Below are 24,225 nucleotides of genomic sequence, written 5' to 3'. Positions count from 1 at the left end.
CCTAGTCACTACTGCGATAACGAAATTGCCCCTTTTTGAAGACCATTTTCAATCCCCCAATTCCAAACAACCATCGATTTTCAATCAGATTCTTAAAAAATGCGCTCACACCATCGCTGATTTTGTATCCAAAAACTACACCCACACCATCTAGGTGACCGATAGAGCAGACAGATCCACGATTGATAAATTCAAAATCTTTGTGATCGATTTTGCCTTCAGCCATATCAGCAAGCAGATTCCCCACATATTCTCCCATTTGTGTCGCAAGCTGTGCTGTGGGGACATAGACCACATCTCGTTGAGCATAAATCGCACAATCTCCCACCACATAAATATTGGAATAATCCTCACTCTTGAGTTTAGAATCAACTTTAAGTCGCCCCTTGTGACTTGTCATTTTGGAGAAATACTCGATACTATCATTACCCTTCACTCCCGCACTCCAAAGCACGGTATTGGCAAAAATCTTTCTCTCCTCTCCATTTTCGACAACGATCACTCCATCTTTTTGACATTCTTTCACACTCACACCATTTAAAACATTCACACCCAAATCTTCTAATTTCTTTTGTGCTTTTTGACTGAGCTTAGGATCAAAAACAGGCAAAACCTGAGCCGATCTTCCAATACAAGTCACACTGACTTCTTCTCTTCTGATACCATAGATACGGCAAAGCCTTTTGAGATCATGAGCGAGCTCTGCTGTAAATTCAATCCCCGTCAAACCACTCCCACAAATGACAAATGAAAGATCATGGGGATTTTTAGTGAGGTGATAATCTTTGAATTTCCACTCGATATGCTTACTCAAAACCAAAGAAGCATTGAGAGATGAAAGCTTAAACGCATGCTCCCTCACTCCTTTGATTCCAAAATCATCAGGCTTGAATCCAAGTGCGATCACCAAAATATCATAATGATATTCTTGAAGCTTCCCCACTACCTTATTTTGCTCAGGGCAAATCTCCATCACCTTATCTTTGATAAATTCGACGCGATCAAGCAAAGTGCGATAATAAATCTTTGCCTTTCGCTCACTTAGCGTCCCCACAGCAACCTTATGCAACAATGTCGTCTGATAATGATAGTCATGCTTGCTCAAAAGAGTTACTTTGGCATTTGTATGTCTTTTCTGAAGAGTGAGAGCAGCCTTAAGCCCTCCATATCCTCCTCCAACAATCAAAATATTCATTTGAATTTCCTCAGAATTGAAATGAAAAAGTAAATAATATTTTTATCACAAAAGAAGATCAAATTTTATCGAAAAACCATCTTTCCTAAAGGCAAATTTAAACAATGAGCAACAACTTGGCATTTGATTTTTAAGAGATACATCACTCTTTTATCTGTGCGTTCATTTAGGCATTCAAAGTTCCCCATTCCTTTGCTCAAAATCACATCAGCCTCATCAAAGAGTCTTCTAGCCTCCAAACTTGCATCCTCATACACAAATCCAGGACTTCTCACTCCACTATCCACGACACTTGCAACTTCAAAGATCCCCGCACATTGCTTATATTCCCTGAGATCTTTTAGGGTGATGTCATTGATGATGGGTCCTCCTCTCACAAAATAATAAAGTACAAGTTGAGGAAAATCTCTTGACAAAACTCTTAACAAAATTTCATCAAAAAGATTTTCACCTGCATTATCTCCAAGCATGACAAATATCCTAGCCTCTTGAAGTTTTGTGATAAAAGCTTCTAGCTCAAAGCAAGCAAAATCAAGCTTTTTAAATTCTTGGGCAAAATCAAAATCATGGATACAAAACTGACTTGCTGAGCCATAGTCAATCACATTGCCAAAAGCACTCAATCTAAGCGCTTCCTGAAGATCCAAATCTCTCCATTCAAGCCCCTCAAGCATCTGATGCGCCTTATGGATACTATGTCTCTTGATCTCTGCAAAAGGATCACTCACTCCAAGATCGCAAGCCATCTTGGCATAAAGATCAATAGCAATTTGTGGGGGTGTGAGATCTAGACTTGCTCCTTTTGAGTCTTTAGGAATCAAATCGAGTCGTTGTTGATACCAAGCAAGTGGCACTCCTTTGGCCATGACTTGATTTTGTAAGCAAGTAAAGCATTCTTGTTGGGCTTTCATGATTCACACTTATTGGGACTGACGCACCCTATCCCACATAAGTTTGTATTTTTTCTTCATCTCTTCAAGCTCTTGCTTGCTAGCCTGCACTTCTTGACGCAAAAAGTCCAACATCTGCTTATCTTGCATATAGGCCTCCTGCATCGCCAAAATCGTGCTTTTAAGGAATTCATTCTCACTCTTTAGACTTGCAATCATCTCATCTTTAGCAAGAGCAAATTTGGAGTGAATATCAAGCACTTTTTGAAGCACTTCTTGCATCATCAAAGAAGGATCTTTGGATGGGGTGACCTCCATTTGAGTGGCAATGGAGGGGAGAGATTCTCTATGGCGGAGATAGAGCATCCCTTCTTCATTTTTCACCTCAATCTCACCACTTTTGACAAGTCGTGCGATCTGAGCTTTGGTATATGAAGTATCTGCAATAAAACTCTCTAAATCCTGCCACTGCATACGCTATCCAATCTTTTTATCCTTGATATACTTCTTCATCTTTGTATCATCCAATACTTCATCAAAATTATGTTTGTCAATCTTGAAATCATACTTGGAATTTGAAAGCTCAATGTTGCGATTGATAGATTCAACAAAATCTTTAAAATTTCGATTTTCCCCTACAAGCAAATCAATGGTTTCAAAATCCAAATGTTCTTTTTCATCAGCGGGGATTAAAATTTCAGAATCAAGCAAATTATTAGCACTAAGTTTAATCACTCCAATTCCAAAAGTATGATTCAATCTCCAAAGCTCATCTATAAACTCTTTACTCTCATCGCATTCCAAAACCACCAAATACCCCTCATTTGCCCAACTTGAATTACTCACTGCTTGGAAATAACACTCTCTTAAGTTTGAAAAATCGATTCGGATTTTTAGCTCAAAACTATAAAGCTCATAGGGTGTTTGGGCAAAATTTTTGAGCAACTCTATCGTTTGCTTTTGAAATCCAAAAGGAAAATGTACCCCCACAATATCAGGGTGAATCCAGCGATTTTTCCCACTTTTTTGTTTTTTACTTTCTTCGTGATAAATTGTTTTGCAATACAAATCAAATTCTTCACTTTCTTTTAAAAATTTCACAAGCAAGGGATGCAAATCACGCTCATGATAATTTTTTTCTTTTACTTTTTCTTCTTTTTGGATTTGGATTTGGATATTTTTCTGAAGTTCTTTAGAATCTAACTCCTCTTTGCGTGATTTGAGCCAAAAAACTCTAGGCTGCTTTGAAACAATTGCGACTCTAGAGTTTAATTTTTTAGCATCGTTGCCTAATGCAGCACTTAATGATCGTTCAGGAGTTTTTCCAATACTTTGAAGTTTTTTATCTAACCCAAGCTCACAAGCCTTTTTCCAAATCTCTCCGTAAGTTAAAGGAAATTTCGCTTCTTTTAAAACCTCTTCTGCCAAATCCAAAAATGTATATTCTTTTGCCATTTACCCTCCAATCTCTTCCCTTAAAAAGCTAAAGGGCGGGAGTGGTGCAGGGAGGGCGACTCGATTGAGATTGCCACTATGGATTTCATCCAATTCCTCTCCATGTTCAAGCTCAAGTTTTTTAAATCTCACAAAATATTTTCCATCTTGCATATAGATTCTACCCCTCTCATTGTCCACACATTCCACCTTACTCTCTAGGGGCATCACAAGCTCTTTGCTCTCTCCCACCCTAATGGTATGGCGACAAGAAAAATATCGCCCACACTCACTCACTTCAGCATTGACCTGATAACTTCCCTCGCTGATGGCTGTTTGATGGTTTTGTGTATCTCCCCTCTCATAGGGTCTATGCATAATGTATCCATCTGTAAATCCACGATTTTTGAGCGTATTGAGCTCCTCTTGATATTTGAGTGAATTGTAACGCTTGGCATAAAAGTCATCGACTGCCATTCTATAAGTGCGTGCCGTGATTCCAGCATAGTAGTTTGATTTGGTGCGTCCCTCAATTTTAAGCGCATCAATAGCCCCACTTGAGAGAATCTCAGAGAGATGAGAAGCAAGATTGAGATCTTTGGCATTGAAAATATGTGTCCCCACTCCTTCTTCTTCATGTAATCGCATCATCACGCCATTATCAGGATTCCTCACATAATACTCATAATCAAACCTGCAATCATTGGCACAACTCCCACGATTAGGAACGCGTCCATTTTGAAGGGCAGAGATCAGACATCGCCCAGAAAATGCAAAGCACATGCTCCCATGCACAAAGATTTCAAGTTCCAAATCAGGCAAATGCTTTTTGACCTCAATCGCATCAGAGAGGCTCATCTCTCTTGCTGCTACGATTCTTTTCACTCCAAGCTCATAAAACACCTCTGCATCAAGTACATTGAGCACATTGGCTTGAGTGGAGAGATGGATGGGGATATGAGGAGCTAGTTTCCTTGCTAGTCGCACCACCCCTGGGGTAGCGATGATAAAAGCATCAGGCTCAAGTTGAGCCATTTTGATGATGTGATTTTCTAGAAGCTTTAGTTGGGAGTTGAAAGGGAATCCATTGATGGTGGCATAGACTTTTTTCCCCCGCTCATGCGCATAATCAATCCCTTCTTTGAAACTCTCTAGCGTAAATTCTTTCCCTGCTCGATTCCTTAGTGAAAAATGACTCACCCCTCCATACACCGCATCTGCTCCATAAGAAAGGGCGATTTTGAGCTTTGTAAGATTCCCCGCTGGAGAGAGAAGTTGGGCTTTTTGCATTTTGATCCTTTAAAATAATTTAGATTTTTTACTGTGCTCCACTGACCAATACTCCCTCAATCATCTCATCCAAATCCCCATCTAAAATCGCCTCTACATTACTGAAAGCTTGATTGCTTCGCAAATCTTTGATTTGCTGATAGGGAGCTAGCACATAGCTTCTGATCTGATGTCCCCAGCCAATTTCACTTTTTTCTTGACTTGTGCTTGAGGCATTTTGTTTCTCTTTTTCTAATTCATAGAGTTTGCTTTTGAGCATTTTGAGGGCTGTGGCTTTGTTTTTGTGTTGGCTTCGATCATTTTGACACTGCACCACGATCCCTGTAGGAAGATGGGTGATCCTGATGGCTGATTCTGTTTTATTGACATGTTGCCCCCCTGCCCCACTGGCTCGATAGGTATCGATTCTGATATCTTTGTCCTCAATGACGATGTCGATATTGTCATCAAGCTCAGGGCTCACTTGCACACTTGAGAAACTTGTGTGTCTTTTGGCATTGGCATCAAAGGGTGAGATTCTCACCAAACGATGCACACCATTCTCACTCTTCATATACCCATAGGCATTTTCGCCTTTGATGATAAACGCCACCCCCTTGATTCCCGCCTCTTCTCCATCCTGATAATCAAGCAATTCCACCTTAAATCCCCGTCTCTCTGCCCATCTTAAATACATCCGATAGAGCATACTACCCCAATCCTGACTTTCTGTCCCCCCAGCCCCTGGCTGGATTGTGATGATGGCGTTGGAAGCATCATGCTCATCACTAAGCATCACTTCAATCTCGACCTTCTTGATCGCACTCTCCAGCTCTTTGCTTTGAGAAAAGAGTTGATTGAGGATCTCCTCATCATTCTCAGCAAGCTCAAAGAGTTCTTTGGCATCATTGAGCATTTGCCACGCATTTTGATAGGTCTGAAGCATCCTTGAAAGCTTTGATTTTTGTTTGCCAATCTCTCCTGCCTTTTTGACATCATTCCAAAAATTTGGATCTTGCTCGATTGCGGCGATTTGCTGAAGTTCTTTTTCTATTTCTTGAGGTTTGATGATTTTTTCTATGTTGAGGCATTTGCCATCAAGTTCTTTTAAAAGCTCTGAATATTCATAATTATCCATAAATCCCAATCCAATCTTAAAATCAAATTGGGATTTTAGCAAGATTTAAAAACTTGATTGTTTGTGTCTTGAAGCTTAGAGAGTGATTAGGCAAAAAGAGGTTTGATCATCTCTACCCATTTTTGGATTCTCTCATCTGTCAAATCATCTTGATTGTCTTCATCCAATGCCAATCCGATGAATTTACCATCGACTAAAGCCTTGCTATCACTAAACTCATAGCCCTCAACCTCTGTTTGACCGATGATTTTTGCCTGCTTTGTCTTCTCATACAAAAAATACAAGCTATCACAGAATGTATCACTATAGGTATCTTGATCTCCTACTCCCACAAGTGCGACAACCTTTGATGCGAAATCACTCTCTTGCAATTGATCAAGCATTCCATCCCAATCATCCTGCAATTCTCCGCTTCCATAAGTTGAACTTGCAAGAATCAAGTTATCAAAACCTAAAATTTCCTCTTTGCTCGTTTTGGCAACATCAAAGAGTGCCACATTTTCTTCTCCAAACTCTTTGGCAATCTTTTGGCATACGCTTTGAGTATTACCTCCATCACTTCCATAAAAAATCCCAATTTTTTTCATCATAACTCCTTTGATCATTGACCCCCCATCGCTTTCTATTTACCAAAAAATATCTTGATTTTTATTTATTTTTCAAGCAAATTCATACAAGGAGAGGCAGGAGAAACTCTCCACTCAATCTAGCTTCCATTCTTGGACTTTCTTCCTTGTATGATTGTGAGTGTCAAAGTATTTATTAAACTTTGGCTAGATTGAGTATAATGCCTCTAATCAAAGTTTTTAATAGAGCTTGATTAGCTCAAGAAAGGCTCTTAGCAGTTCTAGTAAAACTACTAAGAGCTTTATGATATGGATAATCAAATCCATATCACCACCTCCTTTCACAAGGAAGCGTCCTTCTTCAACACTCGCTTAAATTATCTCATATTTTTGTGTTTTGCAGCTATTTTGTGAGCCAAAGGATCGCGGTTTGGATCCAGTTGAGACTCTTTCTCTTCCATTCCCTTGTCAGAAAATGAATGCAATCGGTTATCATTTCGATTATTTTAAGCAAGGATTTTTGATGCGGATTTTTACTCAGACACGCGGAGGTGATATGCCATCCATTGGCTTTGGTGATGTGATCTTGAATCCCAAGGCAAACCATGGGGGACTCTATACTCTAGCTCATTTTCCTCCTCTCCCATCTTTGGATACTCTTCTTGTGCTTAGCTACACTCAGCTTACAGAAACCATCTTTGCCCATCTTGGCTTAAGTCTTGATGGAGTCAGTGATGCACTCAAAAGCTATGCAAGCTTTGATGATCCCCTAGATCCAGCACCTGTGACACACCTACATGATCATTTCTATCTTCAAGAGCTTTATCATGGTCCATCTAGAGCTTTCAAGGATATGGCACTCCAACCCCTTGGACGCTTGTTTGCCACCTATGCTCAAGATAAAAAATATCTTTTGCTCACAGCCACAAGCGGGGATACGGGTCCAGCAACTCTTGAAAGCTTCAGAAGTTTGAATAATATTTTTGTCGTTTGTCTTTATCCAGCGAAAGGGACGAGTGATGTGCAACGCCTTCAGATGAGCACTCAAGATGCGCCAAATCTCAAAGTCATCCCCATCATTGGCAATTTTGATGATGCCCAATACACGCTCAAATCTCTCCTCCAAGACCAAGATTTTCTAGATCATCTCACTTCAAGAGGTTTTCATGTCTCAGCAAGCAATTCTGTCAATTTTGGGCGTATCGCATTTCAGATCATCTATCATATTTGGGGATATTTAAGCCTTGTGCGACGCCAAGTGATCACACTTGGGGAAGAGATCTATAGTGTCATCCCTAGTGGAAACTTTGGGAATGCGTTGGGAGCATTTTATGCCAAGCTGATGGGAATCCCATTGCATAAAATCATCATCGCAAGCAATCCCAACAACATCCTCACAGAATTCATCCAAAGCGGTGTATATGATATTTCTCATCGCTCACTGCTCAAAACCTACTCTCCAGCCATGGATATCCTCAAAAGCTCCAATATCGAGCGAGTGCTTTTTGCACTTTTTGGAGAAGAGCGCACTAGATCTTGGATGCATTCTCTTGACACATCTAAGCATTATGCACTCACACAGGTTGAGCTTACTCAACTCAAAAAGCACTTTGATGCGGGCTTTTGCAGTGATGAGCAATGCCTAGAGATGATCCGATCTCTCTCTCACATAGGGAAGATCATCGATCCACACACTGCCAATGCCTATGCAATCGCACAAACACTTCCAAAAGATTCTCCAATCCTCATCAACTCTACTGCTGAATGGAGCAAGTTTAGTCCAACGATCACCTATGCCCTCAGTGATCAGACCCTAGATGATGCACAATCACTTGAGTGGATTTCTTCAAGATTCCATTTGCCCATCCACCCTCAGATCCGATCTCTTTTTGATAAATATGAGCGTGTGGGAGAACCTGCTATGCCAGATACCATCTCAGCTCTTATCACTCAATGGCTTTTTGATCAGTGATTGAGGGGGGGGGGGCTTGGAGCCTCTGATCTTTTGACTCCATTGATCTTGCTTTGTCTTGTGTCACATTGGTTGTTTGTGCTAAGTCAATTTGGCGCATTTGATACTGATTCACCCAATACATCACCAAGCACATCAATACAATCAAAAGTAAGTTGATCTTGTTGAGCTTAAATTTGATACAAAAAATACATGGCTTTTTGCTCATCGTTGCTCCTTATGAAGGGATACAAATCGCCTCAAGAGTGGGCAGCCAACCCAAAGTCTGCACATAGCGGATCTTATAGGCCTCTATTGCCCTTCCCTGCTCTAAGCTTATAATGATCATCTGAAAAATCGTCCTCTCACTCTTGCTCACCTCAAATCTTATATGACCCATCCCACTCAATCCCCTCTTGATCGGAGCATCACTCTCCATCCCAATCACACTATCCAAAGCCCCACACATCCCCACATCGCTCACATAAGCACTTCCATTTTCGATCATCAAATCATCTGTGCCAATATGGGTATGTGTCCCACATATCGCGCTTACATCTCCTTTGAGCATCTCAAAAAGTGTGCGTTTTTCGCTTGTGGCTTCTGCATGGATGTCAATCACAATATTAGACACACCACGCTCATGCAGTCTCTGCACTTCATCTCGTGCACATACAAATACATTATCACAATGAGGCATACCAAAATGCCCCATGAGGTTGAGGATAGCAAGTCTCTCTCCTCTCACTTCACTGATATATAAGCCGCTCCCCTCTAGCTCTTTGGAGCAATTATGAGGGCGCAAAATTGGATTTTGTTCTTGCAAATGAGAATCTGCTAAAAGAGAACAGATCTCCTTTTTGTCAAAACTATGATTCCCTCCAGTCAAGACATCAATCCCTCCACAAAGCAAGTCCTTAGCATGAGCGATACTCAATCCAAATCCATGGGAGGCATTTTCTGCATTTGCAACAACAAAATCAAGTTTATGTTCTTTTCTGACCTGAGGTAGGATTCTAAGAATCAACTGACGGGCATTTCTCCCGACGATATCACCAATGATTCCAATTTTTAGCATAGGGGAGATCCCCAAAAGGGGATAGAGAAGATTATCTTTTTGAGAATTGAGGACTTCTTCGTGCTTTGCGTTTTCCGTATTTTTTACGCTCAACCACTCTTGAATCTCTAGTCAAAAGTCCTTTTGGTTTCAAAATCGCACGAAAAGCAATGTCATAACTATTGAGAGCTTTTGAAATCCCATGTCTCAATGCTTCAGCCTGAGCAGAATATCCTCCACCCAATGTCACCGCGACGATATCGACAGATTTCTCTTGCTTGGTCAAAACTAGAGGCTGCATCACTTTCATCTTGATAGCCTCATGTCCTCCAAGCCAAGCATCCAAGCTCTCACCATTGACACTTAGTTTTCCACTTCCGCTTGTTAGCCACACCTTTGCAATCGCTGTTTTTCTCTTTCCTGTTGCATAAACTTTCGCCATGATCTATCCTTTATTTCGCTTTTGAAATCTGTGCTGTATGAGGATGCTCACTTCCTCTATAAACTTTGAGCTTTTTAAGCATTGCGCGTCCAAGCTTGTTTTTGGGAAGCATTCCGCGAACCGCTAAGTGATAGAGCTTCTCTGGACTCTTCTCTAGCATTTCCTTCAGCGTCTTGCTCTTGGTGCTTCCAAAATAGCCAGAATGCGTGAAGTATTCTTTATCTTCAAGCTTAAGACCTGAGAACTTCACCTCTGTGGCATTGATGATCACCACATAATCTCCACAATCTAGATGAGGAGTAAAGCAAGGCTTGTGTTTTCCTCTCAAGTATGTTGCCACCTCTGTAATCAAACGCCCAAAGACTTTATCCTTGGCATCTAGCACGATCCACTTGCGCTCAATTTGAGCCTCATTTGCAATTTTTGTTAGTTCCATCGCTTGCCCTTCTTGAAAAATATAAACAAAGCGGGTATTCTAATCAAATAAACTTAAATTTTTCTTAATTTAAGGTAAATTTAAGTTAGAGATTCTTCAAGTTCAAAATATCTTCGCTCTTGATATTTCAACAAGCGCCTAGTCTCTGATGTCATCTCAAAAGCTTCTTCATAATTTCTTTTGACAATCATCATCGAGCGTCCAAGCTCACGATCAATCCCCTCAAGTGCATCCAATACCAAAGAAAACATCTGGATATTTTGGGTGATCATTTCATAGACTTTTTGTTTAGCTTCATAGAAACTCTCTTCATTGTCATAATATTTTTTGGCTCTAAACATAATCCGACGAAACACCATCACAGCAACGCGCCTAGATTTGATATGAGTAAAAATAATCCTTCTGACATTTTGCACACAGCGCTCCAAATTTTCATTGCCCCCAATCCTCACAAATACGGGGAGCAAAATGATCATTTTTTCAAACTTTGGGCCCAAAGCACGCGTCTGCCACTTGATCAATGTGCGCTCAAGAAATCCAAGATTATATTGATCTAACACTTGATGATCTCACTTCCTACACCATCGCTTGTAAAAAGCTCCAAAAGTAAAGAATGCTCAAGTCTGCCATCGATGATATGCACTTTTTTGACACCACTCTCAAGACACTCCACACAAGATCGAATCTTGGGAATCATCCCTCCACTGATCACTCCTTGAGCGATCAAGTCTTCTGTTTGTTCTGTTTTGATGCTCTCAAGCAGCTCTCCTCTAGCATCCAAAACTCCTGCTGTATCTGTCAGAAAGATCACCTTATCTGCACAGATTGCCTTAGCTACAGCACATGCCACATCATCAGCATTGATATTGTATGAGTTACCCTCATCATCTCCAGAGACTGGAGAGATGATAGGAATCACTCCACTTTGAATAAGTGCCTCAAGCATCTCAGGATGACACTGCACAATCTCTCCTGTCAAGCCAAATTTTCCACCATCTTTTGGCTTGGCAACGATAAAATGAGAATCTTTCCCGCTAATCCCTACAGCCCTCACTCCATTGAGTCCCATAAAATAAGCTAGCTCTTTGTTGATCTCCCCACTCAGGACCATCTCGACTACTTTCATCGCCTCTTGACTTGTGATGCGATGACCATCCACAAAATGGCTTGGGATCTGCATCCTATCCAATACCTCGCTGATCCTCTTCCCACCCCCATGCACAATCACAGGGCGGATTCCAAGCATATACATCATCACAATATCTTGGATAAATTTCTCACGCAATAGAGGATTGATCTGTGCGGATCCTCCATATTTGATCACAATTTTATAACCTTGAAATTTTTTGATAAAGGGAAGCGCATCTAGCAAAATCTCAGCAGTGTTGAAATTGGTGCTCATCAAAAATACCTTGGTGTAAAATAATCCGGAATTATAATATTTTGATAAAGGAATGAGATGAAACTTGTGATTTTAGACACTCTCACACTTGGTGATGTAAATCTTGAGCAATTCAAAGATTTTGGCTTGGTTGAAACCTATGCGACGACAAAAGAAAACGAGATCTTAGAGCGATGCAAGGAGGCAGATATCATCATCACTTGCAAAGTGCGCTTTAGCGCAGAAATCCTCCAATCTTTGCCCAATCTCAAACTCATCGCCCTAACTTCTACAGGTATGGACATCATCGATCTGGAAGCTGCCAAATCTTTGGGGATCCAAGTCAAAAATGTGGTGGGCTATAGCACCTTTGCTGTCGCACAACATGCCTTGATGCTTGCCCTTGCCCTTCTTGGAAATCTTGCTAGCTATGATGGCTATTGCAAAAATGGAAAGTGGTGCGATTCGCCGATCTTCACACATATCACACATGGGTTGCATGAACTCCACAGCAAGCAATGGGGGATCATCGGACTTGGCAATATCGGCAAACAAACAGCCAAACTCGCTCAAGCTTTTGGTGCAGAGGTTAGCTACACCTCTACCTCTGGAGCCAATACAAACTCTGAATATCCACAAAAATCTCTCCAAGAACTTCTAAGCTCAAGTGATATCATCAGCATCCACGCTCCTCTCAATACTTCCACCTATCATTTGCTCAATCAAGCAAATCTCAAACTCCTCAAAGATCATGCTCTTCTAATCAATGTCGGGCGAGGAGGGATCATCGATGAGGAAGCACTGGCTTTGAGGATGCAAGAGAGTCAGATCAAGTTTGGAAGCGATGTTTTAGAAAAAGAGCCAATGATGGCCAATCATCCACTCCTCAACCCCTCAATCCAAGATCGACTTCTGCTCACTCCGCACACAGCGTGGGCATATACAGAGACACGCGAAAGACTGATCCAAAAAGTATATGAAAATATCCAGACCTTTTTAAATCAGAAATAATCAATATCCAATCAATAAAATAGGAGGTGGGATAAAATGGGGGGATAATAATAAGAGAATAAATAAAAAAAAAGGGGGGGGGACCCCTTGCTATACAAGCTCGATAAGAGCCATCATCGAAGCATCACCTCTTCGGATTCTAGTTCGATGAATCTTTGTATATCCTCCATTGCGCTCTTTGTAGCGTGGAGCAATCTCATTGATCAATTTCTTCGTCGCATTTTTGTCCTGCAAATGAGCGAAAACTGCGCGATGAGAGTTAAAATCTCCAACTCTTGCAGTTGTAATGAGCTTCTCGATATAGGATTGAAGCTCCTTTGCCTTAAATACACCAGTCTCGATCTTCTCATGGGTGATCAAAGCAATTGAAAGATTTTTCAACAATGCTTTTCTGTGAGAAGAAGTGCGACCAAGTTTTCTATAACCGTGCTTATGTCTCATTCTTATTCTCCTTATTTTTTATTGATCTTTTTCTCAAACAATGCAATTAAATTATCAGAAAGTTTGGTTCCTACTGGATAGCCCAATTCTTCCATTTTTTCAGTGATCTCATCATAGGATTTCTTGCCAAGATTTTTGATGTTTTTGAGCACGCTCTCTTCCATCATCACAAGCTCTCCAATGTAGCGAATCTCTGCTCGATCTAGACAGTTGAAACATCTCGCACTTAGATTCAAAGAATCAATTCTAATAAGAAGATTCTTGAGCTCTGCGCTATCCTCTGTTCCAGTCTTAGAAGAGAAAGCGGGCGCTTCAAGAGAAAGATCGGCGCCAAAGACAGACATTTGCTTATGCATAATCATAATGGCATTTCTAAATGCTTCCATAGGATTGATCTGTCCATTGGTCTCAATGTCAAAAACGATTTTTTCAAAATTTGGATTATCTTCGACTAAAACACTCTCGATATCATAGGTCACGCGTTTCACTGGCGTAAAGAATGCATCAAGAGGGATAAATCCTTCAGGCAATGTTCCTCGAATATCTTCACTTGGGACATAACCGATTCCATTTTGAATCAAAAGTGTCAAATTGAGTTCTGCACCCTCATTGATCGTTGCGATATGCAACTCAGGATTTGTCACTTCCACACCATCGCTCATAAAATGTTCAGCTTGGAGATTTTTGGGACCTTTGAAGCTATAAGAAAGCTTGATTGGCTCATCACTCTCTTTGTTTTTGATCAAAAACTGAATATTTTTGAGATTGACAACAAGCTGAGAAACATCCTCTACTATTCCACGGATAGAATCAAACTCATGTGTCACGCCATCGATTTGAAAACCAATAGGAGCAAATCCCACAGAGCTTGACATCAAAAGTCTTCTGATGGGGTGAGCAAAAGTGATGGCATATCCTGATTCAAAAGGATATGCATTGATTTTGATACGATTTTTTCCTACCTCCTCGACAGAAATATCTGTCGGAACATAGGGAGCTACTTTGATAGTCTTCATTTTCGCCACCTCACATTACTTTGAATACAACTCAACAATCAAACGCTCTTCAATAGGGATCACAACCTCTTCTCTAAGCGGATAGCGCGTAAAGATTCCAAACTTTTTATCTTTATCGACATCAATCCAAGGCACAGCTACAACTTGAGAAGAAAGCTCGATTGCTCGATTGATTTGGACATTATTCTTGCTCTTCTCACGAATTTCAATCTTCTGTCCTGGTTGCACCATATAAGATGGGATATCAACTCTCTTTCCATCTACCAAGATGTGACCATGTGTCACAAGCTGGCGTGCAAATCGTCTAGTAGTCGCAAATCCCATACGATATACCACATTGTCTAGCCTTTGCTCAATCAAGCGGATGAGATTCTCTCCAGTATTTCCCTCGATTCGATTTGCTTCTGCAAAAAGGCTGCGGAATTGCTTCTCACTTACGCCATACATCATCTTTGCTTTTTGTTTCTCACGCAATTGCAAACCATACTCAGAAATTTTGCCTCTTCTTTGTCCATGCTGTCCTGGTCCATATGGTCGCTTATCTAGTGCGCTTTTTCCTGCAAGCCTTCGCTCGCCCTTGAGCGCCAAAGAAACACCGAATCTTCTCTCGATTTTCTCAACAGGTCCTCTATATCTTGCCATCTATTGCTCCTTATACTCTTCTTCTTTTTGGTGGCCTACAGCCATTGTGAGGAAGTGGAGTGATGTCTTTGAACCACAAGACTTTGATTCCTTCGATTGCACCCACACTCTTAACAGCAGTCTCTCTACCGCTTCCAGGTCCTTGAACCTTGATACCAACTTCTTTGATCCCGTGTTCTTTGGCTTTTGCCATTGCACTCTCAACAGCTTGTTGCGCAGCATAAGGGGTTGACTTTTTGGATCCTTTGAATCCCAAACCTCCAGCAGTGGCCCAACAAATAACATTTCCCACTTCATCAGTTACAGTGATATTTGTGTTGTTGAAAGTAGCAGAGATATACACAATCCCTCTTGCTATATTTTTCTTAACAACTTTTTTCTTTGTCATCGTTCTTTTTGCCATACTGCTATCCTTTACTTGCTACCTACAGTTTTCTTCTTGCCTTTGCGTGTTCGGGCATTATTTTTTGTTGTTTGTCCGCGAACAGGCAAGCCTTTTCTATGTCTAAGACCTCTATAATTTCCTAAATCCATCAATGCCTTGATGTCCATAGTCACTTTTTTACGCAAATCACCCTCAACCATGTAGCTTTCTTGAATCTTTTTGGCAATCAAAGAAACTTCATCTTCGCTGAGATCATTAACTCGCTTATCAAAAGAAATATTTACGGAATTCAAAATATCTCTGGAACTTTTAAGCCCAATACCATAAATGTAAGTGAGAGCATACTCCACTCTTTTCTTTTTTGGCAAATCTACACCAGCAATTCTCGCCATGTTTTATCCTTGTCTTTGTTTATGTTTAGGTGTCACACAGATCACTCTGATCACGCCTTTTCGCTTGATAACTTTGCACTTATCGCACATTTTTTTGACCGATGGTCTAACTTTCATTTACATCCTCCTTAAAATTTTGTGATGCAAAAAGTGATTTTATAGAGCCTAGAATCTAAGCAATATAAACTTTAGATTTTATCCAAAAAATGGGTGATTGCAAGCATAATTTCAAACCCTTGGCTATGTTTCACCTCTTTCTATGCTCTCTCCAAAAAAAATAGCAAAAGATAAATATTGAAAATCATTGATCGTTTTTAATAATTTTTATAAATTAGGTTTCTCTTTCGTTTGTTTTTGATTAAAATTCATTAAAAATCTATCAATTAAGGAATCAAAATGAAACTATCGAGATCCATCTTTCTCTCTTCATTGATTGTCGCAAATCTTTGGGCTTTAGAAGCAGATCAAAAACAGCAAACGATTGATTTTGCAGCAGACAAAATCGATGAGGAAATTCAAGGTGCAATCCAAAAATCAAAATCAACATCACTTGATAATCTTAGTGGATTCATACTTGGAGCCTCAATGTCTCTCAAGAAGTTTGATGGTGAGCAAATTATCAAAACCTTTTCTATGCTCACTACAAGCACTCCATCTCTCAATGCTGGATTAACCCTTGGATATCAATACTTTTTTAATCAATATGCAGGACTGCGAATCTCAGCAATGGCCAATGTCGGCACACAAGCACGCATCCAATCACAAACCCTTGTGCCAGCAACTCAAGCTGGTAAAACAGCAACAGTGACAGATGTCTTGCAAGAGTATTTACCTATTCAGGCAAATATTGATTTGAAATTTCTCTCGACTTTTTTTCGCAATGATAGCCATGCCTTTGGTGTAAGTGCAGGAATAGGCTATGAAGCAGAATGGTATGTCGTCAAAAATGCAAGTGCCACAGTCGGAACATCTGGTGCCCTCACACAACTTATCCAACAGCCAAACGATCTGCTCAATCATGGACTTTACCCAGAGTTTGGAATCTACTATTACTACAAGGGAAATCAATTTGAGCTCAACTATCGCTTCGGGCAATTTGCCTTTTCTGATGCACATTTCAAATCTTGGAATCTCAATCTTGGGGATGGAACATCGCTTCCTGTCGGGACTCGTTTCTTATTTACGGGGGATATTATTTTGAGCTATTTGTATCGATTTTGATTGGGTAGGGTTTATAAATGATTTTGATTCTTCAAAATCATTTATAGCGGAAAGTAATGCGCCCTTTATCAAGACTGTAGGGTGTAAGTTCAATTTTCACACGATCTCCCAAGAGAATCTTAATGTAGTGCATTCTCATCTTGCCTGCAATATGGCAAAGAACCACATGTCCATTATCAAGCTCCACTCTAAAGGTCGCATTGGGTAAGACCTCGATGACCTTCCCATCAATCTCAATCACATCATCTTTTGCCACTTTTTACTCCTTTGATAAAATCTCTGCTCGTCCATTGATGAGAGCAATTGTGTGTTCATAGTGACTTGTATTGAGTCCATCTTCTGAAATGACAGACCATCCATCTGCCAAAATCTTTGGTTTTCCACTCTTTTGACAAAGCATAGGCTCAATGCAAAACACCATTCCATTTTTGATCTTCTCTCCACTTTTTGCTTTGCCATATGTAAGATAGTTTGGGATCTGGGGATCTTCATGGGGTTTTCGACCTATGCCATGCCCACAATAATCAAGCAAAGGAACAAATCCATAACTTTTGATCAATGATTCCAAAAGAGCACTTAACTCCTTGAAATGCATTCCCTCTTCTATCTGCTCGATTGCCCCCAAAAGCACTTCTTTGGATGCACTGATTAGCTCTTGATCTTTGGATGTGATCTTCCCTACACCTACAGTAATCGCAGCATCTCCATACCATCCATTCTTTTCCACTCCCACATCAATCCCCACGATATCCCCTTCTTGCAATCTATAGTCTGTAGGAACTCCATGAATCACAACAGAATTGAGGGAAATACAAGCAGAATGAGAGAATCCATAAAGCCCCTTAAAAGCTGGTCTAGCATCACAAGAGCGAATATAATCTTCAACGATTTGATCAATCTCAAGTAAAGAGAGGCCGATCTTAATCGCAGATCTTGCTCGATTTAGAGCTTGAGCGACTATCTGGCTAGAAACCCTGATCGCTTCAATCTCAGCAGGTCTTCTAATCGCAATCGCCATTAGAGTCCTGTCGCGCTTAGCATTTGATATTTATTCATATAGATCTGTGCCTCAATTTTTCTCATCGTATCCACAGCAACTTGGACGACAATCAAGACCGCAGTCCCTCCAAAATGAAATGGAACACCCATGCCTTTCAAGATCACCCAAGGCAAGGTTGAGATAATGGCCAAATAAAGAGCACCCCAAAATGTCAAATTACTTGCAACAGTATTTAAGAAGCTCACTGTTCCCTCTCCAGGTCTTAGTCCTGGGACAAAACCGCCTTGTTTTTTGAGATTCTCAGCGATATCTTTGGCATTAAACACAATCGATGCATAAAAATAAGCAAAGAAAATAATAAAAAGAAACATCAAAACATTATAAAGATAGCCACTTGGATTGATCAAATCAGCGATCTTTAGCAAATATGGATTTTGCGAGCTTTGAAGAATTGTCGATGGAAATACAATCAATGCTGATGCAAAGATCGATGGGATCACACCACTCAAATTGACTTTGATTGGGATGTAATTAACAATTTTTCTATGCTGATTTTGCATCACAACTTTTCTCGCATAGGAGACAGGAATCCTTCTCTCTGCTAGCTCCATATACAAAATCACAAATACAGTCAGCAAAATCAAAGCCACGATCACAATGAGCGTTAAGATATTGATCTCGCCTGTATTGACAAGATTAAATGTCCCAGCGATTGCTGATGGAATAGCTGAAACAATTCCAGCAAAGATGATCAAGCTCACACCATTTCCAACTCCTCGCTGAGTAATCTGCTCACCAATCCATAGCAACAACATCGTCCCAGCAAGCATCGAGAAAGTTGAAATAACGACAAAACTTGTCATATCAATCAAAATCGCCCCATTATTCCCCATACTTCTTAGACCAAAAGAGACGCTGATTGCTTGAATGATTGTGATTCCAATTGTCACATACTTAATGATTTGCATATATTTTTGCAAACCATCTCGTTCTTTTTTGAGTTTCCCTAGAGTAGGAAATGTAGCAGCCAAAAGCTCCATAATAATAGAAGCCGTAATATAAGGCATAACACCAAGAGAAATGATACTCAAACGCTCAACAGCACTCCCACTAAACATATTAAATAATCCCAACGCATTATTGGCATTTTGATCAAAAAATCTCTTGATTTCAGCAAGATCAACACCTGGCACAGGAATATATGCCAGGAGTCGATACAAGAAAAGAAAAAGAAGTGTGATAAGAATCTTGTCAACAATTTTCTTATTCATTATTTCGCCCTAGTTGCCTTTACTCTCTCATCTTTAATCTTTGATGCGAGTGCATGTGCCTTGCTTCCGATGAGCTTCACATTTGCTGTGTAAAGTGGAAATCCATAAAGTTCTCTCAAGTTCTCCCAAGTGATTTCAGAGAGCTGAGCGATTGCTTCACTTTTATCGACATTGATTACATAGGGCTTTTGCACTCTTGAATTAAATCCGACTTTTGGCAATCTTCTTTGAAGTGGTTGTTGCCCTCCTTCAAATCCTCTCTTGGCCTTGTAGCCTGTCCGTGCAGTCTGTCCCTTTCCGCCTCGAGTAGAAGTTTTTCCCATTCCACTCCCCTGTCCTCTTCCGACACGCTTGATGTCTCTTACACTTCCATTAGCTGGCTTAATTTGTTCCAACATCTCTCCACTCCTTAAGCTTTAATCTTTGCCAATGCATCAATTGTCGCTCTCACGACATTATAAGGATTATTAGATCCCAAAGATTTAGTCAAAATATCCTTAATCCCAGCAAGTTCAATCACTGGTCTTGCACTTCCGCCGGCGATAACTCCAGTTCCCTCACTTGCAGGCTTGAGCAAAATTTTGCTTGCATTATACTTATGCTCAATATCATGGGCAATTGTTGTGCCCTTAATATTGACTTGCACGATATTTTTAAATGCATCATCGATTGCTTTTTTGATCGCATCGGGCACTTCTTTGGCTTTTCCTAGACCAAATCCTACAAGACCATTTTTATTGCCCACAACAACAAGAGCGTTAAATCGGAATCTGCGCCCACCCTTCACAACCTTTGTAACGCGTCCAATATTTACAACAACTTCACTAAATTCTTCTCGATTGATTTCCATACTCATCCTTTATAGAGTGATTCCATTTTCACGCAAAGAATCCGCAAACGCAGCCACAACACCATGATAGAGATATCCATTGCGATCAAAAACAACTTCAGAGATTCCATTTTGCTTCAAACTCTCAGCAAACACCTTGGCAATCTCCTTGGCATTGTCTTTATTGTTGCCAAAGCCCAATTTTTTCCCATCTACACTTGCAAGCGTTACACCATTTTGATCATCAATTGCTTGTGCATAAAGATAGCGATTGGATCTAAAAACACTTACACGCGGCTTAGATGCAATTCCAAAAATAGAACCTCGGACTCTCAACTTCCTTTTTGCTCTTAGTTTCTTTTTTTGCTCTAGTACTTTATTTGTCATAACTCACACCTTATTTCTTAGCAGTTTTACCAGCTTTTCTGATAATCACTTCATCGCTATACTTGATTCCCTTACCTTTGTAGGGCTCAGGTGGTCTAAACTCCCGAATCTCTGCAGCAATCTGTCCAATTTGTTGCTTATCGCTTCCCTTGATTGTGATCGTATTTTTATCTACGCTCATCTCTACACCCTCGGGGATATCATATTTCACAGGATGTGAAAATCCAAGTGCAAGCTCCAAAACTTTTCCAGATACACTTGCCTTATAACCAACACCATTGATTTCAAGAACTTTTGTAAAACCTTGGCTCAAACCAATCACAATATTGTTTGCCAAAGCTCTGTAAGTACCCCAATAAGCTCTTGATTGAGCCTCTTGATTGATGGGAGAAAAGCTCAATTCTTCTGCCGAGCTTTCAATCACAACGCGCCCATAAGTCTCGAGCTCTTTTGAGATTTTAGAATTTTTAAACACAATTTTGCTCCCCTCTACAGTGACACTGACACCAGAGGGAATGCTAATAGGTTTTTTTCCAACTCTTGACATAATTGCTCCTTACCAAATACTGCACAGTGCTTCGCCACCTACATTGGCTTTGTAAGCATCCTCATTGGCAATCACTCCCTTAGAAGTGCTCACCACAATCGTTCCATAACCATTTTTAAATCTTTTGAGTTCATTTCGACTCTTATAAACTCTTCGTCCAGGCTTACTGATACGCTTGATCTCACTAATCACGCTATAGCCACGCTCGTCATAGGCAAGCTGAACACTGATGGATTGTTTGCCATCTTTGTCATTGACTTTATAATCCTTGATAAAGCCCTTTGTCTTAAAAACTTCCAAAATTGAAACAACAATTTTTGCATAATACAAAGTCGTATATTCAAGTCGTCTCATAGATGCATTTCTAATTCTTGTCAGAGAATCCGCAATAATATCATTTACCATCTCTTATCTCCTTACCAACTTGCCTTACGAAGACCAGGAATTAGTCCTTCGTTGCCCATTTTTCTTAGACATACTCTACACAAACCAAAATCTCTATAAACAGAATGTGGTCTTCCGCATACTTGACATCTTGTATAGGCTCTTGCACTAAACTTTGCTTTTCTGCTCGCTTTTGCGATCATTGATTTTTTCGCCATATTATTTTCCTTTTGCAAAAGGCATACCAAGCAGTTCTAACAACTTGAATGCTTCTTTGTCATTTTCTGTTGAAGTTACAAATGAGATATTCATCCCATGGCTCACCATAATGTCATCATAAACAACTTCAGGGAACATGAGCTGCTCATTGAGTCCAAAGCTGTAGTTTCCTCTTCCATCAAAACCATTTCTTGATACACCTCTAAAATCCTTCACTCTTGGCAAAGAAATCACAATGAGCTTTTCAAGGAAGTTATACATCATATTGCCACGCAATGTGACTTTGACACCCATTGGCATCCCTTCTCTCATCTTAAAGCCAGCAACAGATTTTTTGGCTTTTGTGATCACAGCTTTTTGTCCAGCAATGATTGAAATGGTATCTGCAATATTTTGCATAATCTTCATATCTTTTGCATACTCACCAGCACCTACACTGATCACAATTTTTTCAAGTCGTGGTGTTAGCATTGGATTTTTGATATCCAACTCTTGAATCAATTTCTGCTTGATTTCATTTTGATATAAACTTTTCAAACCATACATCTTACTGCTCCTCTTTCTTTACATTTGAAATACTCATCGGAGCTTCTTTTGAGATAAATCCACCTTTTGGATTCTCTTCTGTTGGCTTCACTGTTTTCTTCACCATTTTGCATCCCTCGACTACAACTTGTGCAGTTTTTGGATATACAAAAAGCACTCTTCCGCTCTTTCCTTTGTCATCACCGGCGATTACTTTAACCATATCGCCTTTTTTAATTTTAAACTTTGCCACTACACTACCTCCGGAGCTAACGATACGATCTTCATAAAATTGGCATATCGCACTTCTCTACTAACTGGACCAAAAATCCTTGTTCCAACTGGCTCTCTCTTCGCATCCAAGATAACAGCAGCGTTATCATCAAATCGCACAAGAGATCCATCTTCTCTTTGGATTTCTTTTTTGGTTCTTACAACAACAGCCTTGACAACTTGACCTTTTTTGACCTTTCCATTTGGAATGGCTTTTTTCACTGATGCCACAATGACATCACCAACTGTTGCATAGCGTCTATGACTTCCGCCCAAGACCTTGATACACATAATCTCTTTTGCGCCACTATTGTCTGCGACATTTAATCGAGTAAAGCTTTGGATCATATTACACTCCTACAGAAACAATATTTTGCAAATTAAAGGTCTTTGTCTTAGAAATTGGTCGACACTCAATCGCACTGATTACATCGCCCACCTTTACACTATTGCTCTCATCATGAATAGTGTATTTCTTAAACCTTTTTACAATCTTGCGATACTTGGGATGAACCACTTTTCTCTCTACCAAAATCACAACACTCTTGTCGCCAGCTTTGCTTACGACCTTCCCTTGAATAATCCTTTTGTGGGGTTGCTTTTTCTCCATCTCTTAATCCTTTTTTGCACTGATGGCTGTATTGATTCTAGCGATATCTTTGCGAACACCTCGGATCTCACTAGGATTAGTCAATTGCATTGTTTTTAGTTTGAGTTTAAGCTCAAACAACGCTGATTTCTTTTCCTTAAGGAGGCTTTGAAGCTCCTTAGTATCCTTATCTTTCAAATCAATAAATTTCATTTTCACTCTCACTCGTTACAATTTTTGTCTTAAATGGCAATTTGCTTTGAGCCAAAGCCAATGCATCTCTAGCAGTCGATTCATCAATCCCAATCATTTCATAAATGATTCTTCCAGGCTTGATATTCATCACCCACTTATCTACTGCACCCTTACCTTTACCCATCCTTGTCTCAAGTGGTTTAGCAGTCAAAGGCTTGTCTGGAAAAACACGGATCCAAACCTTACCTGCTCTCTTAATATGACGAGTCATCGCAATCCTTGCCGCCTCAATCTGACGAGAATCAATTCTCCCATGTTCAACAGCTTTGATTCCGATATTTCCAAATGCGAGGCTTGCTCCTCTAAAGGACTTCCCTCGATTGCGTCCTTTTTGCTGCTTTCTGTATTTTGTTCGTTTTGGCATCAACATGATTTATTGCCTCCCTTTTCTACTAGTTTTAGGGCGCTCTTCTCTGCTTTGCTCTTCTTTCTTTTCAGCCTGGATTCCTTTATGTAAAACTTCACCTTTGAAGATCCAAACTTTGACACCAATGATTCCATAGGTTGTCATCGCCTCTGCAAAGCCATAGTCAATCTTAGCCCTTAGTGTATGAAGAGGAACTCTTCCCTCCATATACCACTCTGTTCTTGCCATTTCAGCCCCAGCAAGTCGTCCTGAAACCTTGACTTTGATCCCTTTGGCACCTGATTTCATCGCAGATTGCATAACTTTCTTCATCGCACGACGGAAAGCCACACGGCGCTCAAGCTGAGTAGCAACACTCTCTGCTGCAAGTTGGGCATCTGCTTGTGGGCGCTTAACTTCTTTGATATTGATCGCGATATCTTTTTGAACAATTTTTTTCAAAGATTCTTTGACCTTCTCGATATCTGCACCTTTTTTTCCGATGATTAAACCTGGTCTTGCTGCCACAACAGTGACTCTTAGTTTCTTGGCTGCTTTTTCAATAATGATTTCACTCACACCAGCATAATAAAGTTCTTTTTTGAGGAACTTTCGAATCTTGTGATCTTCTAAGATATTGTTAGGGGTAACCTGAGAACCAGGAAACCATCTTGAAGTCCAGTTTCTATTAATTCCTAATCTCAAACCAATTGGATTAACTTTTTGTCCCATG

38 protein-coding genes are annotated in these 24,225 nt (G+C 40.2%); 3 read left to right on the top strand and 35 right to left on the bottom strand.

Annotation, left to right across the window (positions count from 1 at the left end; translation table 11 throughout):
• Position 1: 1 nt before the first annotated feature.
• The 7 genes from T391_RS0100495 to T391_RS0100465 all read right to left on the bottom strand — a co-directional run bounded on the left by T391_RS0100495 (position 2) and on the right by T391_RS0100465 (position 6,513).
• Positions 2-1,195, bottom strand: coding sequence for an NAD(P)/FAD-dependent oxidoreductase (locus T391_RS0100495; RefSeq protein ID WP_027326695.1), 1,194 nt, complete (start codon positions 1,193-1,195; stop codon positions 2-4).
• A gap of 65 nt (positions 1,196-1,260) precedes the next feature.
• Positions 1,261-2,106: a damage-control phosphatase ARMT1 family protein gene (locus tag T391_RS0100490; protein WP_027326694.1), complete on the bottom strand. Its 846-nt coding sequence runs from the start codon at positions 2,104-2,106 to the stop codon at positions 1,261-1,263.
• 9 nt (positions 2,107-2,115) lie between these two features.
• Positions 2,116-2,559, bottom strand: coding sequence for a DUF3972 domain-containing protein (locus T391_RS08340; protein ID WP_051420490.1), 444 nt, complete (start codon positions 2,557-2,559; stop codon positions 2,116-2,118).
• A 3-nt stretch (positions 2,560-2,562) separates the two neighbouring features.
• Positions 2,563-3,540, bottom strand: a complete 978-nt coding sequence (locus T391_RS0100480) for an HTH domain-containing protein (protein WP_027326693.1) — start codon at positions 3,538-3,540, stop codon at positions 2,563-2,565.
• Entirely contained in the window at positions 3,541-4,815 is a 1,275-nt protein-coding gene (locus T391_RS0100475; RefSeq protein WP_027326692.1) for a peptidase U32 family protein, read from the bottom strand.
• Positions 4,816-4,837: 22 nt separating this feature from the next.
• Entirely contained in the window at positions 4,838-5,926 is a 1,089-nt protein-coding gene (gene prfB / locus T391_RS0100470; protein ID WP_027326691.1) for a peptide chain release factor 2, read from the bottom strand.
• A gap of 86 nt (positions 5,927-6,012) precedes the next feature.
• Complete coding sequence (locus T391_RS0100465) at positions 6,013-6,513, bottom strand: flavodoxin (protein WP_027326690.1); 501 nt, start codon at positions 6,511-6,513, stop codon at positions 6,013-6,015.
• Between the two features lie 502 nt (positions 6,514-7,015).
• Here T391_RS0100465 and thrC point away from each other — a divergent pair.
• Entirely contained in the window at positions 7,016-8,464 is a 1,449-nt protein-coding gene (thrC, locus tag T391_RS07460; RefSeq protein WP_084340078.1) for a threonine synthase, read from the top strand.
• On the opposite strand, the gene T391_RS07455 is transcribed toward thrC, so the two are convergent.
• The 6 genes from T391_RS07455 to argB all read right to left on the bottom strand — a co-directional run bounded on the left by T391_RS07455 (position 8,439) and on the right by argB (position 11,780).
• The gene (locus T391_RS07455) at positions 8,439-8,672 is read right to left on the bottom strand and encodes a hypothetical protein (RefSeq protein ID WP_034583264.1); all 234 of its coding nucleotides are present in this window, start codon (positions 8,670-8,672) and stop codon (positions 8,439-8,441) included. The genes thrC and T391_RS07455 overlap by 26 nt on opposite strands.
• Positions 8,673-8,681: 9 nt before the next feature.
• Complete coding sequence (locus tag T391_RS0100445) at positions 8,682-9,521, bottom strand: TIGR00282 family metallophosphoesterase (protein WP_034583261.1); 840 nt, start codon at positions 9,519-9,521, stop codon at positions 8,682-8,684.
• Between the two features lie 31 nt (positions 9,522-9,552).
• A complete protein-coding gene (rpsI, locus tag T391_RS0100440; RefSeq protein WP_027326688.1) occupies positions 9,553-9,942 on the bottom strand; it encodes a 30S ribosomal protein S9 in 390 nt (129 codons plus the stop codon).
• Between the two features lie 10 nt (positions 9,943-9,952).
• Positions 9,953-10,378 (bottom strand): 50S ribosomal protein L13, encoded by a 426-nt coding sequence (rplM, locus tag T391_RS0100435; protein WP_027326687.1) that lies wholly within the window; start codon positions 10,376-10,378, stop codon positions 9,953-9,955.
• A gap of 80 nt (positions 10,379-10,458) precedes the next feature.
• Entirely contained in the window at positions 10,459-10,938 is a 480-nt protein-coding gene (locus tag T391_RS0100430; RefSeq protein ID WP_027326686.1) for a hypothetical protein, read from the bottom strand.
• Positions 10,932-11,780: an acetylglutamate kinase gene (gene argB / locus T391_RS0100425; protein WP_027326685.1), complete on the bottom strand. Its 849-nt coding sequence runs from the start codon at positions 11,778-11,780 to the stop codon at positions 10,932-10,934. Before argB ends, T391_RS0100430 begins: the two co-directional genes overlap by 7 nt.
• A gap of 57 nt (positions 11,781-11,837) precedes the next feature.
• Here argB and T391_RS0100420 point away from each other — a divergent pair, with 57 nt between their 5' ends.
• Positions 11,838-12,770, top strand: coding sequence for a D-2-hydroxyacid dehydrogenase (locus T391_RS0100420; protein WP_027326684.1), 933 nt, complete (start codon positions 11,838-11,840; stop codon positions 12,768-12,770).
• 90 nt (positions 12,771-12,860) lie between these two features.
• Here T391_RS0100420 and rplQ read toward each other — a convergent pair whose 3' ends face one another.
• The 6 genes from rplQ to rpmJ are packed head-to-tail and all read right to left on the bottom strand — an operon-like array spanning position 12,861 to position 15,763.
• On the bottom strand, positions 12,861-13,211 hold the full coding sequence (gene rplQ / locus T391_RS0100415; RefSeq protein WP_027326683.1) for a 50S ribosomal protein L17: 351 nt from the start codon (positions 13,209-13,211) through the stop codon (positions 12,861-12,863).
• A gap of 11 nt (positions 13,212-13,222) precedes the next feature.
• Complete coding sequence (locus T391_RS0100410) at positions 13,223-14,227, bottom strand: DNA-directed RNA polymerase subunit alpha (RefSeq protein ID WP_027326682.1); 1,005 nt, start codon at positions 14,225-14,227, stop codon at positions 13,223-13,225.
• A 15-nt stretch (positions 14,228-14,242) separates the two neighbouring features.
• The gene (gene rpsD / locus T391_RS0100405) at positions 14,243-14,869 is read right to left on the bottom strand and encodes a 30S ribosomal protein S4 (RefSeq protein ID WP_027326681.1); all 627 of its coding nucleotides are present in this window, start codon (positions 14,867-14,869) and stop codon (positions 14,243-14,245) included.
• A gap of 10 nt (positions 14,870-14,879) precedes the next feature.
• Positions 14,880-15,272: a 30S ribosomal protein S11 gene (gene rpsK, locus T391_RS0100400; RefSeq protein ID WP_027326680.1), complete on the bottom strand. Its 393-nt coding sequence runs from the start codon at positions 15,270-15,272 to the stop codon at positions 14,880-14,882.
• Between the two features lie 11 nt (positions 15,273-15,283).
• A complete protein-coding gene (rpsM, locus tag T391_RS0100395) occupies positions 15,284-15,646 on the bottom strand; it encodes a 30S ribosomal protein S13 (RefSeq protein WP_027326679.1) in 363 nt (120 codons plus the stop codon).
• 3 nt (positions 15,647-15,649) lie between these two features.
• Positions 15,650-15,763, bottom strand: a complete 114-nt coding sequence (gene rpmJ, locus T391_RS0100390) for a 50S ribosomal protein L36 (RefSeq protein ID WP_027326678.1) — start codon at positions 15,761-15,763, stop codon at positions 15,650-15,652.
• A gap of 279 nt (positions 15,764-16,042) precedes the next feature.
• On the opposite strand from rpmJ, the gene T391_RS0100385 reads away from it, so the two are divergent.
• Complete coding sequence (locus T391_RS0100385; protein WP_027326677.1) at positions 16,043-16,867, top strand: hypothetical protein; 825 nt, start codon at positions 16,043-16,045, stop codon at positions 16,865-16,867.
• Between the two features lie 37 nt (positions 16,868-16,904).
• On the opposite strand, the gene infA is transcribed toward T391_RS0100385, so the two are convergent.
• Genes infA through rpsC form a run of 16 tightly spaced genes read right to left on the bottom strand, consistent with a single transcriptional unit; the run spans position 16,905 to position 24,224 of the window.
• The gene (infA, locus tag T391_RS0100380) at positions 16,905-17,123 is read right to left on the bottom strand and encodes a translation initiation factor IF-1 (RefSeq protein ID WP_027326676.1); all 219 of its coding nucleotides are present in this window, start codon (positions 17,121-17,123) and stop codon (positions 16,905-16,907) included.
• A gap of 3 nt (positions 17,124-17,126) precedes the next feature.
• Entirely contained in the window at positions 17,127-17,885 is a 759-nt protein-coding gene (gene map / locus T391_RS0100375; RefSeq protein ID WP_027326675.1) for a type I methionyl aminopeptidase, read from the bottom strand.
• The gene (secY, locus tag T391_RS0100370; RefSeq protein ID WP_027326674.1) at positions 17,885-19,138 is read right to left on the bottom strand and encodes a preprotein translocase subunit SecY; all 1,254 of its coding nucleotides are present in this window, start codon (positions 19,136-19,138) and stop codon (positions 17,885-17,887) included. Before secY ends, map begins: the two co-directional genes overlap by 1 nt.
• Positions 19,138-19,536: a 50S ribosomal protein L15 gene (gene rplO / locus T391_RS0100365; protein WP_034583256.1), complete on the bottom strand. Its 399-nt coding sequence runs from the start codon at positions 19,534-19,536 to the stop codon at positions 19,138-19,140. Before rplO ends, secY begins: the two co-directional genes overlap by 1 nt.
• 11 nt (positions 19,537-19,547) lie before the next feature.
• Positions 19,548-19,988: a 30S ribosomal protein S5 gene (gene rpsE / locus T391_RS0100360; protein ID WP_084340070.1), complete on the bottom strand. Its 441-nt coding sequence runs from the start codon at positions 19,986-19,988 to the stop codon at positions 19,548-19,550.
• Between the two features lie 9 nt (positions 19,989-19,997).
• On the bottom strand, positions 19,998-20,354 hold the full coding sequence (gene rplR / locus T391_RS0100355) for a 50S ribosomal protein L18 (RefSeq protein WP_027326671.1): 357 nt from the start codon (positions 20,352-20,354) through the stop codon (positions 19,998-20,000).
• A 10-nt stretch (positions 20,355-20,364) separates the two neighbouring features.
• Entirely contained in the window at positions 20,365-20,901 is a 537-nt protein-coding gene (gene rplF / locus T391_RS0100350) for a 50S ribosomal protein L6 (protein ID WP_027326670.1), read from the bottom strand.
• A 9-nt stretch (positions 20,902-20,910) separates the two neighbouring features.
• Positions 20,911-21,306, bottom strand: a complete 396-nt coding sequence (rpsH, locus tag T391_RS0100345) for a 30S ribosomal protein S8 (RefSeq protein ID WP_027326669.1) — start codon at positions 21,304-21,306, stop codon at positions 20,911-20,913.
• Between the two features lie 11 nt (positions 21,307-21,317).
• Complete coding sequence (locus T391_RS0100340; protein ID WP_027326668.1) at positions 21,318-21,503, bottom strand: type Z 30S ribosomal protein S14; 186 nt, start codon at positions 21,501-21,503, stop codon at positions 21,318-21,320.
• A 1-nt stretch (position 21,504) separates the two neighbouring features.
• On the bottom strand, positions 21,505-22,050 hold the full coding sequence (rplE, locus tag T391_RS0100335; protein ID WP_027326667.1) for a 50S ribosomal protein L5: 546 nt from the start codon (positions 22,048-22,050) through the stop codon (positions 21,505-21,507).
• 1 nt (position 22,051) lies between these two features.
• A complete protein-coding gene (gene rplX, locus T391_RS0100330) occupies positions 22,052-22,282 on the bottom strand; it encodes a 50S ribosomal protein L24 (protein ID WP_027326666.1) in 231 nt (76 codons plus the stop codon).
• Positions 22,282-22,650 (bottom strand): 50S ribosomal protein L14, encoded by a 369-nt coding sequence (gene rplN / locus T391_RS0100325; RefSeq protein ID WP_027326665.1) that lies wholly within the window; start codon positions 22,648-22,650, stop codon positions 22,282-22,284. The genes rplX and rplN overlap by 1 nt, the downstream gene beginning before the upstream one ends.
• A 1-nt stretch (position 22,651) precedes the next feature.
• Entirely contained in the window at positions 22,652-22,912 is a 261-nt protein-coding gene (rpsQ, locus tag T391_RS0100320) for a 30S ribosomal protein S17 (RefSeq protein ID WP_027326664.1), read from the bottom strand.
• Between the two features lie 3 nt (positions 22,913-22,915).
• Positions 22,916-23,104, bottom strand: coding sequence for a 50S ribosomal protein L29 (gene rpmC / locus T391_RS0100315; RefSeq protein ID WP_027326663.1), 189 nt, complete (start codon positions 23,102-23,104; stop codon positions 22,916-22,918).
• Positions 23,091-23,516: a 50S ribosomal protein L16 gene (gene rplP / locus T391_RS0100310; protein ID WP_027326662.1), complete on the bottom strand. Its 426-nt coding sequence runs from the start codon at positions 23,514-23,516 to the stop codon at positions 23,091-23,093. The genes rpmC and rplP overlap by 14 nt, the downstream gene beginning before the upstream one ends.
• A gap of 3 nt (positions 23,517-23,519) precedes the next feature.
• Positions 23,520-24,224 (bottom strand): 30S ribosomal protein S3, encoded by a 705-nt coding sequence (gene rpsC, locus T391_RS0100305; protein ID WP_027326661.1) that lies wholly within the window; start codon positions 24,222-24,224, stop codon positions 23,520-23,522.
• Position 24,225: the final 1 nt, after the last annotated feature.

This window comes from Helicobacter pametensis ATCC 51478 (assembly GCF_000518225.1).
Classification (GTDB): Bacteria; Campylobacterota; Campylobacteria; order Campylobacterales; family Helicobacteraceae; genus Helicobacter_G; species Helicobacter_G pametensis.
This window is presented reverse-complemented; position numbering and strand designations above follow the sequence as displayed.

Coding starts and splice junctions, on each gene's coding strand:
- rpsI (WP_027326688.1), bottom strand. CDS start 9,942: ATGGCGAAAGTTTATGCAACAGGAAAGAGAAAAACAGCGATTGCAAAG.
- T391_RS0100480 (WP_027326693.1), bottom strand. CDS start 3,540: ATGGCAAAAGAATATACATTTTTGGATTTGGCAGAAGAGGTTTTAAAA.
- rpsD (WP_027326681.1), bottom strand. CDS start 14,869: ATGGCAAGATATAGAGGACCTGTTGAGAAAATCGAGAGAAGATTCGGT.
- rplN (WP_027326665.1), bottom strand. CDS start 22,650: ATGATCCAAAGCTTTACTCGATTAAATGTCGCAGACAATAGTGGCGCA.
- argB (WP_027326685.1), bottom strand. CDS start 11,780: ATGAGCACCAATTTCAACACTGCTGAGATTTTGCTAGATGCGCTTCCC.
- T391_RS0100420 (WP_027326684.1), top strand. CDS start 11,838: ATGAAACTTGTGATTTTAGACACTCTCACACTTGGTGATGTAAATCTT.
- T391_RS0100495 (WP_027326695.1), bottom strand. CDS start 1,195: ATGAATATTTTGATTGTTGGAGGAGGATATGGAGGGCTTAAGGCTGCT.
- rpmC (WP_027326663.1), bottom strand. CDS start 23,104: ATGAAATTTATTGATTTGAAAGATAAGGATACTAAGGAGCTTCAAAGC.
- rplF (WP_027326670.1), bottom strand. CDS start 20,901: ATGTCAAGAGTTGGAAAAAAACCTATTAGCATTCCCTCTGGTGTCAGT.
- secY (WP_027326674.1), bottom strand. CDS start 19,138: ATGAATAAGAAAATTGTTGACAAGATTCTTATCACACTTCTTTTTCTT.
- thrC (WP_084340078.1), top strand. CDS start 7,016: ATGCGGATTTTTACTCAGACACGCGGAGGTGATATGCCATCCATTGGC.
- T391_RS0100340 (WP_027326668.1), bottom strand. CDS start 21,503: ATGGCGAAAAAATCAATGATCGCAAAAGCGAGCAGAAAAGCAAAGTTT.
- rpsH (WP_027326669.1), bottom strand. CDS start 21,306: ATGGTAAATGATATTATTGCGGATTCTCTGACAAGAATTAGAAATGCA.
- T391_RS0100445 (WP_034583261.1), bottom strand. CDS start 9,521: ATGCTAAAAATTGGAATCATTGGTGATATCGTCGGGAGAAATGCCCGT.
- rplM (WP_027326687.1), bottom strand. CDS start 10,378: ATGGAACTAACAAAAATTGCAAATGAGGCTCAAATTGAGCGCAAGTGG.
- rpsQ (WP_027326664.1), bottom strand. CDS start 22,912: ATGGAGAAAAAGCAACCCCACAAAAGGATTATTCAAGGGAAGGTCGTA.
- T391_RS07455 (WP_034583264.1), bottom strand. CDS start 8,672: ATGAGCAAAAAGCCATGTATTTTTTGTATCAAATTTAAGCTCAACAAG.
- rplO (WP_034583256.1), bottom strand. CDS start 19,536: ATGTTGGAACAAATTAAGCCAGCTAATGGAAGTGTAAGAGACATCAAG.
- rpmJ (WP_027326678.1), bottom strand. CDS start 15,763: ATGAAAGTTAGACCATCGGTCAAAAAAATGTGCGATAAGTGCAAAGTT.
- T391_RS08340 (WP_051420490.1), bottom strand. CDS start 2,559: ATGCAGTGGCAGGATTTAGAGAGTTTTATTGCAGATACTTCATATACC.
- prfB (WP_027326691.1), bottom strand. CDS start 5,926: ATGGATAATTATGAATATTCAGAGCTTTTAAAAGAACTTGATGGCAAA.
- rpsE (WP_084340070.1), bottom strand. CDS start 19,988: ATGGAAATCAATCGAGAAGAATTTAGTGAAGTTGTTGTAAATATTGGA.
- rpsC (WP_027326661.1), bottom strand. CDS start 24,224: ATGGGACAAAAAGTTAATCCAATTGGTTTGAGATTAGGAATTAATAGA.
- T391_RS0100410 (WP_027326682.1), bottom strand. CDS start 14,227: ATGAAGACTATCAAAGTAGCTCCCTATGTTCCGACAGATATTTCTGTC.
- T391_RS0100385 (WP_027326677.1), top strand. CDS start 16,043: ATGAAACTATCGAGATCCATCTTTCTCTCTTCATTGATTGTCGCAAAT.
- rplE (WP_027326667.1), bottom strand. CDS start 22,050: ATGTATGGTTTGAAAAGTTTATATCAAAATGAAATCAAGCAGAAATTG.
- rplR (WP_027326671.1), bottom strand. CDS start 20,354: ATGACAAATAAAGTACTAGAGCAAAAAAAGAAACTAAGAGCAAAAAGG.
- rplQ (WP_027326683.1), bottom strand. CDS start 13,211: ATGAGACATAAGCACGGTTATAGAAAACTTGGTCGCACTTCTTCTCAC.
- rpsK (WP_027326680.1), bottom strand. CDS start 15,272: ATGGCAAAAAGAACGATGACAAAGAAAAAAGTTGTTAAGAAAAATATA.
- map (WP_027326675.1), bottom strand. CDS start 17,885: ATGGCGATTGCGATTAGAAGACCTGCTGAGATTGAAGCGATCAGGGTT.
- rplP (WP_027326662.1), bottom strand. CDS start 23,516: ATGTTGATGCCAAAACGAACAAAATACAGAAAGCAGCAAAAAGGACGC.
- T391_RS0100490 (WP_027326694.1), bottom strand. CDS start 2,106: ATGAAAGCCCAACAAGAATGCTTTACTTGCTTACAAAATCAAGTCATG.
- rpsM (WP_027326679.1), bottom strand. CDS start 15,646: ATGGCGAGAATTGCTGGTGTAGATTTGCCAAAAAAGAAAAGAGTGGAG.
- T391_RS0100465 (WP_027326690.1), bottom strand. CDS start 6,513: ATGAAAAAAATTGGGATTTTTTATGGAAGTGATGGAGGTAATACTCAA.